Annotated in this window: 13 protein-coding genes and 1 riboswitch; of the genes, 10 read left to right on the forward strand and 3 right to left on the reverse strand. The window is 35.0% G+C overall.

Features of this window, described 5'->3' with window-relative positions:
• Positions 1-41 precede the first annotated feature (41 nt).
• Both AC4BB5_RS04285 and AC4BB5_RS04290 read left to right on the forward strand, forming a co-directional pair.
• The gene (locus tag AC4BB5_RS04285; RefSeq protein WP_490458157.1) at positions 42-803 is read left to right on the forward strand and encodes an alpha/beta fold hydrolase; all 762 of its coding nucleotides are present in this window, start codon (positions 42-44) and stop codon (positions 801-803) included.
• 118 nt (positions 804-921) lie between these two features.
• Complete coding sequence (locus tag AC4BB5_RS04290) at positions 922-1,347, forward strand: hypothetical protein (protein WP_490458158.1); 426 nt, start codon at positions 922-924, stop codon at positions 1,345-1,347.
• Positions 1,348-1,480: 133 nt separating this feature from the next.
• Here the strand turns inward: AC4BB5_RS04290 and AC4BB5_RS04295 are convergent, their stop codons facing one another.
• Positions 1,481-2,020 carry a DUF924 family protein gene (locus AC4BB5_RS04295; protein WP_490458159.1) on the reverse strand — a complete coding sequence of 180 codons (540 nt, stop codon included), beginning with the start codon at positions 2,018-2,020 and terminating at the stop codon, positions 1,481-1,483.
• A gap of 504 nt (positions 2,021-2,524) precedes the next feature.
• Between AC4BB5_RS04295 and AC4BB5_RS04300 the strand changes: the two genes are divergently transcribed.
• The 3 genes from AC4BB5_RS04300 (at position 2,525) to AC4BB5_RS04310 (ending at position 6,796) form a co-directional block, all read left to right on the forward strand.
• Complete coding sequence (locus AC4BB5_RS04300; protein WP_490458160.1) at positions 2,525-5,023, forward strand: adhesive domain-containing protein; 2,499 nt, start codon at positions 2,525-2,527, stop codon at positions 5,021-5,023.
• A gap of 35 nt (positions 5,024-5,058) precedes the next feature.
• Complete coding sequence (locus AC4BB5_RS04305; RefSeq protein WP_490458161.1) at positions 5,059-5,661, forward strand: WxL domain-containing protein; 603 nt, start codon at positions 5,059-5,061, stop codon at positions 5,659-5,661.
• Between the two features lie 85 nt (positions 5,662-5,746).
• Positions 5,747-6,796, forward strand: coding sequence for a WxLIP family cell surface protein (locus tag AC4BB5_RS04310; protein WP_490458162.1), 1,050 nt, complete (start codon positions 5,747-5,749; stop codon positions 6,794-6,796).
• 74 nt (positions 6,797-6,870) lie between these two features.
• Here AC4BB5_RS04310 and AC4BB5_RS04315 read toward each other — a convergent pair whose 3' ends face one another.
• Entirely contained in the window at positions 6,871-7,689 is an 819-nt protein-coding gene (locus AC4BB5_RS04315; RefSeq protein ID WP_490458163.1) for a YusW family protein, read from the reverse strand.
• Positions 7,690-7,960: 271 nt separating this feature from the next.
• Here AC4BB5_RS04315 and AC4BB5_RS04320 point away from each other — a divergent pair, with 271 nt between their 5' ends.
• Complete coding sequence (locus tag AC4BB5_RS04320; RefSeq protein ID WP_490458164.1) at positions 7,961-8,353, forward strand: DUF4809 family protein; 393 nt, start codon at positions 7,961-7,963, stop codon at positions 8,351-8,353.
• A gap of 73 nt (positions 8,354-8,426) precedes the next feature.
• Here the strand turns inward: AC4BB5_RS04320 and AC4BB5_RS04325 are convergent, their stop codons facing one another.
• Positions 8,427-8,924, reverse strand: coding sequence for a hypothetical protein (locus tag AC4BB5_RS04325; protein ID WP_490458165.1), 498 nt, complete (start codon positions 8,922-8,924; stop codon positions 8,427-8,429).
• Between the two features lie 264 nt (positions 8,925-9,188).
• A riboswitch (M-box (ykoK) riboswitch) is annotated at positions 9,189-9,357 on the forward strand.
• Positions 9,358-9,490: 133 nt separating this feature from the next.
• Between AC4BB5_RS04325 and AC4BB5_RS04330 the strand changes: the two genes are divergently transcribed.
• The 4 genes from AC4BB5_RS04330 (at position 9,491) to glpK (ending at position 15,151) form a co-directional block, all read left to right on the forward strand.
• Positions 9,491-10,405, forward strand: coding sequence for an LCP family protein (locus tag AC4BB5_RS04330; protein WP_490458166.1), 915 nt, complete (start codon positions 9,491-9,493; stop codon positions 10,403-10,405).
• A 157-nt stretch (positions 10,406-10,562) separates the two neighbouring features.
• Positions 10,563-11,897, forward strand: a complete 1,335-nt coding sequence (locus AC4BB5_RS04335; RefSeq protein ID WP_490458167.1) for an FAD-dependent oxidoreductase — start codon at positions 10,563-10,565, stop codon at positions 11,895-11,897.
• Complete coding sequence (locus AC4BB5_RS04340; RefSeq protein ID WP_490458168.1) at positions 11,887-13,359, forward strand: helix-turn-helix domain-containing protein; 1,473 nt, start codon at positions 11,887-11,889, stop codon at positions 13,357-13,359. The genes AC4BB5_RS04335 and AC4BB5_RS04340 overlap by 11 nt, the downstream gene beginning before the upstream one ends.
• A 283-nt stretch (positions 13,360-13,642) precedes the next feature.
• Positions 13,643-15,151, forward strand: coding sequence for a glycerol kinase GlpK (gene glpK, locus AC4BB5_RS04345; RefSeq protein ID WP_490458169.1), 1,509 nt, complete (start codon positions 13,643-13,645; stop codon positions 15,149-15,151).
• Positions 15,152-15,160: the final 9 nt, after the last annotated feature.

A 15,160-nucleotide genomic window follows, 5' to 3' on the forward strand; every position in this document is an offset into this window, starting at 1 on the left:
TGTATACTAAAAAACAAGAAGTTGTTTTAGGAGTGAAAAAGATGAAAATTAGTATTAGACATAGATATATCAAAAAAATTCCAGTGTTAGAAGTCGTTTCGGAAGAAAATAAAAATAGCATGTTGCCTTTAGTTATCTATTATCATGGTTGGCAATCATCAAAAGAATTGTCATTGACTCAAGCTAGAAAGTTAGCAAAAAAAGGGATACGTGTAATTCTACCAGATGCAATGAACCACGGAGAGCGAAAATCAGGGCCAGTCTCACCGATTCCATCTGTAACATTTTGGTCAAGCATTCAATATAATATTATTGAATTTTCGCAGTTAGTACGCCATTTTGATAAGCAACAGCTGATTAAAGATGGAAACCTTGGCGTTGGAGGTGTTTCAATGGGTGGGATTACGACCTGCGCTTTATTGACACAGCATCCAGAAATTAAGACAGCTGTTTGTATGATGGGAACGCCTGCACCACAACGCTATATTGAACGAGTAATGGAGCGTTCTGTTGAGATGGACTTTTTTGTACCTCAAGATTTACCTCTTCTACTCAGCTGGGTAGCCAATTATGATCTTTCTAATGCTCCTGAAAAGTTAGCGCAGCGTCCTGTTTTATTTTGGCATGGAACTAAAGATCCTAAAATTCCTTACGAAGATATGGCAGATTTTTATCGAATGATTGAAAATGAGCCTTATGCTAAGCAAAGTCATTTTATCACAGGCGAAGGTGATGGACATTTAGTCAAAGGTGAGATGATGGATGTTGTGGCAGATTTTTTTGAAAATAAATTAATTCATTAATAAGAAAACCTCTATCTTAAGCTCTCGAAAACCATAATAAGAGCTTAAGATAGAGAGGTATGACGATCATTATTTAATGTTATTGGCTATATTTTTATGGAAAAGGCAGGATGTTGGTATGTTAAAAAAAGTTATGGGGATTATCATGCTAGTTGTAATGGTCGGATTGGCCATTGTTTTTCTTTATAGTGAGGCCTTTCAGCAAATATTTCCAAAAAATAATATAGAAAAAGGTGCGACAGCTACTGCACATGTTATCAATATTGCGAATGGTGTTAGTCTTTCTAGAACATCAGCCAAAAGGGATATCTTGATTATTGAACGTGCTGAAGAGCAAATCGTTGTTTCAGGTTTTTTTGCCCGCTTAGACTTTAATGATGAGTATGCCTTATTGTTTGAAGAGGAAAGTCAACTTTATTATTTTATAAAGTTGAAAAACTTAGAATGTGAGAAGTTTCCTAAGGATCAGTTGTTAGGAATTCTTCAAAAGAGTCAACAAAAATTTACTCTGAAAAAGCATTATAATTTTGACTGGACTCTGTAAATAATCAGTTGATTGAGAGATCATTCTTCGAACCTTATCTCAATCAACTGGAATTTATTTTAAAGGTGAAAGTAAAAGCAGAATACCAAAATTTATACATAAATGTTAATGAAATCAAAGTGATCAAATATTTTTAAAATGAAGAGTTAGGTTCTTTTAAAAATGCTATTTCTTCAGGTGTTGATTGTCTTCCTAAAATCTTATTTCGATGTGGATATCGTCCAAAACGAATCAATATATCTCGATGTTTATTTTCAAATTCAAGATTAGACTCCATTCCAGCTTCGCTAAAGTAGTTCATCGCTTTTTCATGAATCACTAAGGATTCAGAATGCATTAAAGGCATATACAAAAACGCACGTTGCTGTCTAGTCAATTGTGCTGATTCCCCTGTTGCTATTGCTTCTTGTGCCAACACCAATGCCATGCCGTCATATGCAAAAGAACACGGTTCTTCTCTGAATAAATTTCGTGAAAATTGATCCAATACAATAATTTCAGCCAAGCGTCCTGCAATGGTTATTCGCCAATTCGATTTTTCTCCTCGGGAAACCTTCTCATGAATATCTGAGAATCTTTCTTTTATCAATTGATCAAAAGCCAAATCTTTTTTAAACCACTGGCTAGGTTCACATTCATCGAACCAAAATGTAAGTATTTCTTGATAGTCCATAATAATACCTCCTCAAGTATCTCCTCTTTTGAATTATTATATCACACGTCTCATTAGAGCTAATTTAAAAGGAAATCCTTTATGTTTTTTGATTGAGAAAATAAAAATGTATATTTGTTATTTTATTGGTTTGGAAATTAGATTCTCTTATTTATAAATAAGGGTGTTTTTTTAGTTTAGGCTGATTAATTAGAGTAAGCATAGTAATTAACAAGTGAAAAAGAACAAGCTTTTTAAAGTGTTCTTTAAGTAATGAAAAAAATTCCGTAATTTAAAGGTATCTTTCAGTAAAAAATACAATCTTAATATTTGAAATAAAATTATATAGATAGTATTCTTTACAATGCAATCATGTATCTTATTTATCTTGCAGGTTAACCTAGAAGAAAATAGATAAATCTGTTTAAAGACTGAAAAAGCTATTCAGTTTTTATTCCATTTCGCAAGGTGGGTTCGCTTTTTTTAGATTAAGAACTCGCTATGCGTTAAATCAAGGAGGCAATTATGAAAAGGTTTTATCGTTCTAAAGTTTCGTTAGTGGGGGTTGCGATTTTATTGGCGGCAGCAATCACGCCAAGTTCTTTCGCATTCATTGGGGATCGGAGTAAGTATGAAGTAAATGCTACGGAAGCGGCAAATCCCGCTGATTTAGCAGATGTAAGTATCTTAAAGGGAACACAGTTGTCTTCCAATAACGGAACGGTCATCAATGATGGTGTCAAGTTGGAAAAAAATGCTGACTCTACATATAATTTGGATCTTTCGTTTAAAGGAACCGCAGTTGCAGATGTTGGTTTAGTATCACCAAAAGTCATTGTTTTTGCGATTCCAGAAGAATTACGTGGGAAAATAGAAGGACCTATTATGATCAATGCCAATGCTAAATTGCTCCCAATCGTTCCAGGGGATGTCCCGGTGGTCAAAGATTTGGTATTAAAAGTAGGTGGGCTTGTGACTAGATTACTAGGATTAGCTAAGCCTTTAGGTTTGCAACTTGATTCTCTTGAAAAAGCTTTTGAAGGTCTGAACACTCTTCAAGATTTAGGCAGTTATCAAGCCACCGTTGAAGGGAAATTATCACCAGACGGGAAATATGTGATGGTTGATTTTACAGATGGGCTAGGACAATATGTCCGTACAACGTACGCTAAATTATTTGAACCATTGAAAGAAGCAGTTGCTGGACTAAAATTTACTGGACTGTTGGCTATCTTGAATCCCGTTCTGGAATTATTAAAACCAGTTGTTAATAGTTTGCTTGATCTTGTAGGGAAAATAGCAAATGGAACGTCTGATGTGTTGACCCAAGCGTTGCAAGCTAATGTTCTTGGAGATGTGGACTTCAATTTTACTACTAAAGTTTCTGATGTAACAGCTGAGAAAGCAAAAGTCACTGCGATGGCAGTTAATAAGCCGGTAATTGATTTAGAATTACTAAATACGATTCACGCAAATGGTGATGCAATCAATCTTTATTTCGATAAGGTGGAAGAGGATCCATTAGTGGACTATCCGATTGCTAAACCTATTGTTGAAGATGTTATAGAAGGTGCAACTAGTCTTAACGGAAGTGTGACCATAGCAAAACCCATTCCAGAAGGTACAACGTTTAAAGCCAAAGTTGAATTACCAGAAGGAACAATATTATCAAGAGCGGTCAATGAAGATGGTACTTTTATGGTTTCGTTTGGTGACTATGTACCTAAAGGAAACGATCAATTAAGAATAGTGATCGAAGCAAGTGTTGATAAATATACTAAAAACAGTGAAGCAACAATCAAGCAAGTAATAGCAGACCCTTTTATTCACTATCCGATTGCTAAACCTGTTGTGGGTGATATTGTAGAAGGTGTAGATAAGCTTAGTGGAAATGTAGTTATTGCTCAGCCAATACCAGATGGTGTGACTTTTAAAACAATAGTTGAGTTACCAAATGGAGCCAAGCTGACTGGACCTGTAGATGTGGATGGAAACTTTACGATTTTATTCGGTGACTATCAACCGCAGAGCAATGATCAATTAAACATTATGATTGAAGCAAGTAATGGAAAGCAGACAAGAGTCGGTGAAACGACAATCAAACAAGTATTACCTGATCCGTTTTTACATTATGTTGTTGCCAAACCTGAAATTGAAGATATTTTGGAAGGGATGCCAAGTCTTAATGGCAAAGTTGAGCTAGCTCAGCCAGTGCCAAGTGATGTGGTGTTTACAGCTAAAGTCTTGTTGCCAGATGGAATTACCTTAACTGGGGCGATCAATGGAGATGGAAGCTTTACGATTCCATTTGGTAAATATCAGCCTCAAGGGAATGATCAGTTACAAATAATGATTGAAGCTAGCGACGGTAAGCGAACGAAAGTCAGTGAGCCTGAAATCAAACAAGTGATTGTAGATCCATTGAAAAGTTATCAAGTACCAAAACCGCAGTTTAAAACTGTGAATGAGGGTAGTAAGTTTATCACAGGCTCTGTTGATACAAATAATCTTCCAGCAGGGACTAAATTATTTATCCAAGTTCAATTTCCAGACGGTTCATTTAGGAAAGTAGCGATTGAAGCCGATGGAACGTACTCAATTTCTGTAGCTGATAAAAATCTAAAAGAGGGAAACCCTCTCAGATTAGTTACGGTTGCAGAGCATCCGCTGTCATTCACAGGTAAAAATAGTGAAAGTGTAGTTTTTGCAGTAGGTAAGATTCCTTCATTGGAAGGGTATGTTGTTCCGACACCAGTTGTAAACCCAATTTTTGTTGGAGATACAATGATTAAAGGAAGCGTAAAAATGACTAATCCACCTGAAGGAACCCAATTTAAAGTTAGAGTAAGATTTCCAGGGAATGTATACGAAGAAACATCTGTTAACGCAGATGGCACGTTCGCATTAGATATTTCTAACCGTCAATTGACCGTTGGCACATCGATTACCTTTAATACTACGGCAACACTTGGCACTGAGACAGCTTCAAGCGGTAGAATAATTGTTTCTGTCGGAGCCAAATAAATAGATGCTTTACCAATAAAGAAAGGGTGTATAAAATGAAGAATTCAAGAGGTATTTCAACTAGTTCAAGCGTTTTATTATTATCGGTTGTTTTTGGTACGTTATTTTTAGGGCAATCTGTTTCAGCTGCTGATATTAATAAGGCAACTGATTTGGATGTCACTTTTACACCAGGTGCTTTAACGTTAGAAGCTGTTTCTACTATCAGCTATGCATCACAAACAATTTCAGTGAATGATGCTTCATACATTCCAACTAATCCAGATGCAATCAATGTCGTTGTTTCAGATGCTAGAGGTACAAATGCAGGTTGGAAACTGAGTGGAAAATTGAATGGGTTTAAAAATAGTTCAGCTGCAGATTCTTTACCAAATGCTAGCTTAAATTTTAAGAATACGCAAGCTGAAACAAATAGTGATGCTGATGCACCAACACCTGTCAATACAATCAAATTAACGAGCGGCGCTTCAACAGCATCACCGTTTGCAACTGCTGGAGCGGGTGCCGGAGCAGGAACCTGGACATTCACTTGGCCAGATGCTCAAAGCAAAGGCGTAACACTTGATGTGCCTGCTGCGATGGCAACGCTTGGTAAACACACTTCTACGATCGATTGGACATTGGCAGATGCGCCCTAGACTCAAAGTGTGAGCGAATGAGGGTGGAATGAGAACTCTTTTATTCCACTCTCTTTTTTCTGATTAAATTAAAGGTGTGATTTGGATGAAAGGATGGTATAGGTCAAAGGGTATTAAGATAGTCTGTTCAGTTGGAGTTATTTTTTTATTTTGTTTATTTAATACAAAGACGGTTTCAGCGAATGAAAAAAGTAATGAAACAAATAGTTTTTATGTACAAGCAATGATTCCTCAAAATCAAATAGATTTTAACAAATCTTATTTTGATTTAAAAATGCAGCCGGATGAGGAACAAGAATTACAAGTCAAATTGGTTAATCCGGAAGATGCCCCAATTTCCATTTCTGTCAATGCAATCAATGCCACGACAACAGAAGAAGGCATGATCGATTATACGGTAAAAGGGATCAAAGATAAGAGCCTAAAATATCCTTTTGAATCCCTCGTTAAAGTGATAGAAACGAATATTTCTTTACAGCCATATGAAACGAAAATTGCTCGATTTCATTTGTTGATGCCAAAAGAAAACTATGATGGCGTTACAGTTGGTGGATTGCGTTTTACCAAAAATGTATCTGAAAGTGAAACAAAAAATAAAGATGTGACCATTCAGCAGAGATTTCATTATGTTATTGGTGTTGTTTTGAATGAAACAGATGTTGAGATTTTACCTGATTATGAAATGGATTCCGTAAAGGTTGCGCAATCAAAACAAGGTAAGAAAATTTCTGTGATTCATTCGATTCGGAACAAAAATGCAGCAATTTCAAAAAAAATGAACCTAAAATTTGCTATCCGAAAAAAAGGAGAGGACACATCTGTAATCAAATTCGAAAAAGAAGCACTAGAAATGGCACCTAATTCTGTAATGGAATTTCCTGTACCGATTAAAAGGCAATTACAACCGGGAAAATATATCAGTAAAACTCAAATTATGCAAGAGGACAAAAAATGGGAATTTGAAAATGAATTTGAAATTTCGAGAGAGCAAGCAAAACTGATCAATGAAGAGAATAAAGATATTAAGGTTGAAAGTAAAGTACCCCTGTGGTTGATTTTATTCATTATTTTATTGGTTTTACTAGTATTGATTCAATCATACATTTTGTGGCAGAAAAAGAAACAGATTAAATAAACAAAAGACCTCGTCTCTACATCTGCGCTGTAGAAACGAGGTCTTTGATTTGTGATGATTGAGTCTTCTATTGCTTATTTAAGTTTAAATTTAACTTGGGTATTATCGTTGAATTGGCCTTGATATTGGAATTGTTTGTAGCTTGTACCACGACCTAATTTGTTTAAAATGTGTGAAGTGATTTCTTTTTCGCTACCATTTTTCAAGTCTAAACCAGCGATGATGCCTTCAATTTTATCTTCAGCAGCACTGCCTTGCAGTTGAACTTTGTTAGATTTGTCTTGGTATTGAGCTTTGATGGTACCGTTAGAATTTACTTGGTATTGTAATTGAATTTGTTGTCCAGTAGTGTAGGTAACTTGAATTTCTAATTTTTTCAAATCAGATTGTTCAGGTGTTTCAGGCTTTTCAGGAGTAACAGGTGTTTCTGGAACTTCAGGAGTCTCAGGAACTTCAGGTTTTTCAGGAGTAGCAGGTGTTTCTGGTACATAGTATGATTGTAAGCCAAATTCTGCTTTTTGATATCCTTTAGTAATCAAGATAACTTTAAGATGTAACTCTTTTTGATACGTCATTTTTTGTAATAAGTTTACTGATTTATTATAGTTTCTACCAAAATCTCTTGCGATCACAGTCGCTTGTGATGCACTATAACCAGCTGCTTCCCATGTACTTGCTTTAACTAATTCATTATAAACTGATGATACATTTGAACTAGTTAATGATAAACCCGTGTACTCTAAGATGTCCGCTTTATTGAATAAAGTGACTGTCTTATTATAATTTGATTCTACCACTGTTGCTGCGTCTGCTGAGCTTGACACCATTGCCAAACTAGCTGAACATAAACTGATTGTTAATCCTGCAAGCATCATACCTTTAAAAAATTTCATAAAAAATACCTCCTCTTTTTTACTACTATTTTATAAATAGTAGCTTGCCTATATTATTATCCATAGAAAATATAAAGTAAATATATATGAGTGATTTCTAATAATGTTTAGAATATATTTATTTTTCATGTAGTTTATCTAGAAATTATCTATATGTTTTGTTGAACAAAATCCTCTTTTATAATAGTTGGCGATTCGATAAATTAATAGTCTCATTAACTTTTCTATTTTGGTATAATATGTGTAGTAATAGTAGAAAGGATCAATAAGGATGAAAAAAGCGATAATTACCAAAACAGTCAATTTATTGGATGGAGGCTGCAATGCTTGTGGTATTATTGAGGATGAAAATTACACCTTGATGATTGATGAGCAGGTTATTCCATTGGAAGTGTTGACTGTCAATTCTATGATAACAGCCATTGCTTTAAAAAATGGCTACAAACGTGAATATCAGATGGATGCTGTCGATGATTATACGTTATATAAAAAAAAGGACTGTCTGGTAACACTGAAGGAAGAGTATGATTTTCTGACGTATTCAAATGATCGAGCGAAAATTGCAACAAAAGATCAAATTATAGACGAAAAAAAATTAGCAGAACAGGTAAATGAAATTTTGGTAGCTCTTTTCAACATAGAGGAGTTAGAGTTTTGTTTTTAAACTTCTCAAAACTTCAAAGACATAAGAAAGAGGTTGGGCATAACTGTTTAAGTTACTCCCAACCTCTTTCTTATTAGTCTATTTGAAAAAGCTCAGACATTCCAATTTTTTCAAATCGTTCTTGTGAGTCAGAAGGCTGTTCATCATGATCGTAGACCAATAATTTGAAATCTTCTGTTTTAGGGATACGCTCAAATGAATCACTGGCAATTAAGAGTATTATTTGCTGACAAAGCCACTCAAGAACTGTTTCGATATCTTGTTCGTCTTCTACCCAGTCATCAAATAGATGAAGCGAGGCAACCCGTTGATTTTCATCCCAGTCACTAGCATTATATTTCAGTTCTTGTATTTGGGCTTTACTGAGGCCTTTACTTGTATAATAATCGGTGGTTTCTTGCCAAAGATCTACAGTATTGAAGTAAAGGTTGATTTCACCTTCTTCATAAATAGTGCAGTCTAAAGCAAATACATAAAAAATTTCGTCAGAATGATCTAGTAAAAAATTATCGATACTATCTGTTAAAAAGCTGAAAAAGAATTCTTGTTGTTTTTCTAAAAAGTTTTCCATGCATATCCTCCAAATGTTGACTCTTTTAATATTGAAACAGATAAATCCTTGTCTGTCTATGTAAAGTTACTATTTGAGAAAAAACAGCTATTATTTAAGAAAATGTAAAGATTTTTTTAGTTTAAAATATTTGTTTTTCTGTAGGGCATCTAATAGAGCTATAGATGTAAAGTACTTTTCATTAAATAACATAAATATTGAAGTTCAGTTTCTATAAAATTTAATTTGACTTTGTGATTCGATACGATTATAGTTTAAAATGAATTAAATACTTGTTAGGTGAGGCTCCTATATAAACACAGGCTACTGCTCAGAAATGTCGAAAGACAGGTACGGGTAGGACAGAATTCGTCGAATTAAGGCGTTTTCCAAAGTAGCTAAAAGCAATGCTTTTTACGTTATATAGTGCTAAAACTCAACGAAGAGAAGATCATGGTAAGTTTATAGATAAGTGGCGAATGTCATGTGTTTAAACTTTGTAATCTAATCCCTTCGCTGAGTATTCTTGGTGAGGGGATTTTTTCTTTTACATGAGAAACCATTAGAGCTGTAGAAAGGAATAAACAATGAAAAAATCTGTAAAAATAGTGATTATTACCCTATTATCGATTCTTCTTGTGGTTGTGAGTGTGGGCTGTTATGCAGCTATATCGTTCCAAACGGCAAAAGAGGAGAGTGAATCAAAACTTCCTAATAAAAACCAAAACTTTACTGGTGATGAGCAAACGAGTGATAAAGAGTTAACCGTTATGGTCGTTGGGAATGATTCTAGAGATGATGATGAAGATCAGGGACGGTCAGATACGTTGATGGTCGCTCACTATGATGGAAAAACGAAACAACCTAAATTGATTTCGATCATGAGAGACAGTTACGTGACGTTTCCTGATGGCGGGCAAGATAAAATAAATGCAGCATACGCATATGGCGGTGCACAAATGACAAAAGATGTTTTGAAATCGAACTTTGATTTACCAATCAATTATTATGTTGTCATGGACTTTAAAGAATTCAGTGACATCATTGATGAGCTTTATCCAAAAGGAGTAACGATCGATGCTGAAAAAGATATCAACTTAGACGGTGTGGATATTCTGAAAGGGAAGCAGACATTGCATGGAAATAGTTTATTGCAATATGCTCGCTTTAGAATGGATGAAGAAGGGGATTTTGGCCGTATTAGACGTCAGCAGCAAGTGATGGATGCTTTGGTCGAGCAATCTAAAGATTTGATTCCAGTATGGGAACTGCCTCAAGTTGCTGGAAAAATGGTTGGGAAAATCGATACAAATGTACCAACAAGTTTATTGATCGATTTAGCGAAGGACTTTCTTTCTGGAAAAGTGAAGCCGTTAAAATCACTATCTGTTCCAATAGAGGGATCATGGAACTTTAATGATTATACCGAATCTGGTAGTGTAATCGAACTTGATGAGCAGAAAAATGCTCAAGCGATCCAGGATTTTATGAAAGATAAGTAAAATGGAATTATAAAAGTGAAGTTGATCTGTCTGCTCTTTTTATATTGAGCGGACAGATCATTTTTTTACATAAAATATATTAGCGTATCCCTATGCGTTAAGAGCAGCCTTATGCTATTCTTTAAGAAAACGGTTTATTTAGAAAGAAGGTTTTACTGTGAAAGTCGTAATCATTGGTGCTTCATTTGCTGGCGTATCGGCTGCTTTAGCCATCAGAAAAAAACATCCTAAAGCTGAAATTTATTTAATTGAGAAGCAACAAACAATTGGTTATTTATCTGGTGGCATCAATCTGTATTTTAATGAAACGATTGATTCAATAAAAACAGCTCAGTTTGTTTCGGAACAACAATTGAACGACAACGATATTACTTTATTATTGAGTGCAAAAGTAGTCAGCATGGATTCAAAACAGCATATTATTAAATATGAAAAACAGGATACAGCTTTTTTTATGTCATTTGATAAATTGATTTTAGCAACAGGGTCTAGTCAATGGTCACAGAAAATTTGTGGCAGTAATTCAGAAAAAGTTTTAAAATATAAATTTTTACCTGGCGTTTTAAACGCTATCGAGAAGTTAGAAAATAGTAATAAAATAGGAGTGATCGGTGGTGGTCAAATCGGTGGGGAAGCAGCTGACACTCTGCTAAAAAAAGGCAAAGAAGTTCATCTTTTTGAGAGTATGGATTACTTGCTATTTAAGTATTTTGATGAAGAAATGATTCAACCGGTACAAGCTGAGATGGTTGCTCGTGGTGTTGTGTTTCATTTTGATGAGACAGTAGAAAAAATTACAGATACAGACGAAAGGCTTTTGATCAAAACAAAAAAATCTGAGTTTGTGTGCGATAGTGCTATCTTTGCTATGAACGTTCGTCCTGATTTAGCTTATTTAGATGAACAGATTAGAACACATACGGACCAGACTGTTTTTGTGAATGCCTATTTGCAAACTTCTCAATCTGACATTTTTGCGATTGGTGATTGTATCCAAGTGCCTTACAGTTTATCTAAAGAGTCATTTTACATCCCTTTGGTGAACAATGCTGTAAGAACGGGCTTAGTTGTTGCGCAAAATCTTATAGAACCAACGATGCCATTTGTTGGCTCAATTCGTACGATTGGTACAAAACTTGTTGGCTATTATGTAGCTAGCACTGGATTGACGGAAGCAGAAGGCTTGTTTCATGAACAGCCTATTTCCGTTGCCCGTGTTCAGCAAAAAAGCTCCTTATTTTCTGGGGGGGAAAAAATCTATGGAAAAATAATTTTTGAAAAAGAGAGCCATAAACTATTAGGTGCCCAATTAGTTTCAAAAGCTGATATTCTTGAAAAAATCAACACATTCGCACTTGGGATTCAAATGGGACAAACACTTGAAGAGTTTTACCAAAAAGATTTTTTATATCATCCTTACTATTCCAACGTGATAGACATCACGAACCAGTTAGGTTTTGAAGGTTTGTGGAGTGAAGCAGATGAAGATTGAAGGATTGTTGGATAAAAAAGAGGCAAGAGAAGTTGGCATTTTAAAGAAAGTGATCTTGGCTGGTGGTCGAGTCAATGATGATGAGTTATTGACCTATTTAGGGGTATCAAAAGCATCATTTGAAAGTGATTTAAAGGAGTTAGGCTACTATTTGAAGCCTTATGAAAAAGATTGTTCGTTATTTTATGATGGACAATGGGTAGCGATCCATATGTCAGATCAATTTTCTATTAGTAAAGTTTTGGAGGATTATGTTCGGGCATCGATCAAATTTCAGCTGATTGATTATTTATTTCATTACCGTGAATTTACGATTGCTCAGTTGACGACGAAATTTATGATCAGTGAGTCTTCTTTATTTCGAAAAATCAAAGAACTGAATCTTTTGTTAAAAGAGTTTGATCTTAAAATCCGCAATGGTCAGTTAAAAGGGGAAGAGTTACAGATTCGTTATTTTTATTTTCAAATTTACTGGTTTTTAACACCATATGAAATACATCAAGAAAAAACATTGTCGGTTCAAAATTTGAGAATCATTGAAGCTCTAGAAAAAGCATTGTCACTTACTTTTGAGGAACATAGTAGATTGAAAATCAGTTTGTGGTTGACGATTAGTAAGAAAAGAATCGTTGTTCAGCCAAAAACATTTAAAGAATTATACAGTAAGAGTCAAGTATATGAGCAAGATCCCTTTTTTAAAACATTACGTTCTTTTGTTTTACGTTTTTTTAGTCGATACCCACTGGAAATCGATGAAGAAGAGAGTTTATTACATTTTATCTTTTTAACAAGTATGTCGGTTTTGGCGGAAGCCGATTTTTCCGATTATAGTTTGATTCGAGGACGGCGTACACCAACATCACTAGCAGATACATTTGTGTTAGAGCATGTAATCTTGTATTATCGTCCGCAAAAGTTTTTTCCAGAGCTTGAGAAGAAGATTTTTTATTATTTCTCTCAGATCCATAGCCGGCTATACTTTTTTAAAGGAGAGCTAGAATTGTTTGATCGGGAGAATGTCTGGCAAAAGGAACAAAGTCTTTCCAGTCATCAATTGGCAGATTTTTCTCATACTCTTTTAGATAGAAGTTTGGAATGTTTCGGAGAAAGTTATGAAACTGGTAATAGTCTACATGAATGGTCCTTGGTAAAATATCTAAGTGTATTAGCAATCATTGATTTTGAAATTGTTGGTGAAACTCGAGTTGGGATTGATTTGAAGATGGATCATTTATATAAGGAAGTAATGACTCAGGTTTTGGTCTTGAGTTTGAAAAATTTAAATGGTCTTACTATTGAACCCTATGATTCAAGAATGACCTATGATCTCTTGATCACTAATATCATGAAACCAAATAGCTATCGTTCTGCTAAAGAAATATATGTACTCTCAGAGTTAGGATCAACTTATGATATCAATCAAATCAGAATGAAGATTCGAGAATTGCATAGTAAAAGATAAATTGAACGAAAAAGTCAAAAACAATGATAGTTTGCTCGTTGTTTTTGGCTTTTTCGTTAGTGAGAAAGGCTTATTCAGAAAAACTTTCATTTATTTTTGAAATAAAAAAAAAGATGACGTTTTTAGAAAAGCATTTACGTTTATTATAAATACATGAAATATAAAGCGTTTTCAAATCATATCTAGATTCTTAGGGAAAAAGTGTATATGTCTATTATGCTTTTATTATGAGCCAACTGAATGGACGAACACTTCGGATTTTAAAAATTAGGAGGAATCAACAATGACAGAACAAAAGTACATCATGGCGATCGACCAAGGAACAACAAGTTCAAGAGCAATTATTTTTGATAAAAAAGGGAACAACATCGGCAGTTCTCAAAAAGAATTTACACAAATTTTTCCTAAAGCTGGTTGGGTAGAGCATAATGCAAATGAAATTTGGAATTCTGTTCAGTCCGTTATCGCTGGTGCTTTGATCGAGTCAGGTGTTAAGCCTTCAGATATCGCTGGAATCGGTATTACGAATCAACGTGAAACGACTGTCGTTTGGGACAAAGTAACAGGTCTTCCCATTTATAATGCTATTGTTTGGCAATCACGTCAGTCTTCACCTATTGCGGATCAATTAAAAGAAGATGGGCATGGTGACATGATCCATGAAAGAACAGGCTTGATCGTAGATGCTTATTTTTCAGCAACGAAAATTCGCTGGATTTTAGATAATGTGGAAGGTGCGCAAGAAAGAGCTGATAAAGGCGAGTTATTATTTGGAACGATCGATACTTGGTTAGTCTGGAAATTGACCGGCGGTGAAACGCATGTAACGGATTATTCAAATGCAAGTCGCACGATGTTATTCAATATTCATGATCTAGATTGGGATCAAGATATTTTAGATATATTAAATATCCCTCGAGTGATGCTGCCAAAGGCGACATCGAATTCAGAAGTTTATGGATTGACCAAAAACTATCATTTTTATGGCAGTGAAATTCCTATTTCAGGTATGGCAGGAGATCAACAAGCAGCGTTATTTGGACAAATGGCTTTTGAACCAGGAATGGTCAAAAATACGTATGGTACAGGTTCATTTATTGTGATGAATACAGGTGAAAAACCTCAACTTTCTGATAATAATCTACTGACAACGATTGGTTATGGTATCAACGGTAAAGTGTATTATGCCTTAGAAGGAAGTATATTTGTAGCGGGTTCTGCAGTTCAATGGTTACGTGATGGTTTGAAAATGATTCAAACGGCTGCTGAGTCGGAAGCAGTTGCAAAAGAATCACATAACAAAAATGAAGTTTATGTCGTCCCTGCTTTTACAGGATTGGGTGCACCTTATTGGGACTCTGATGCAAGAGGAGCGGTTTTTGGTTTAACAAGAGGAACAACGAGAGAAGATTTTGTAAAAGCAACATTGCAAGCGGTTGCTTATCAAGTAAGAGATATCATTGATACGATGCAAAAAGATACAGGTATTGCCATTCCAATCTTAAAAGTTGATGGTGGTGCTGCGAATAATGATTTATTGATGCAATTTCAGGCAGACATTTTAAACACATCTGTTCAAAAAGCGCAAAACTTGGAAACAACAGCCTTGGGAGCAGCCTTTTTAGCAGGGTTAGCAGTAGGCTTTTGGAAAGATTTAGATGAATTAAAAGAGTTTTACGAAGATGGGCAAGTGTTTGAAGCAAAAATGTCTGATGAAGAACGTGATGATTTATATGAAGGCTGGCAACAAGCTGTGGCTGCCACACAAATGTTCAAACATAAATCAAAATAAGGAAAGAAG

This window comes from Enterococcus sp. AMC1252 (genome assembly GCF_058216515.1).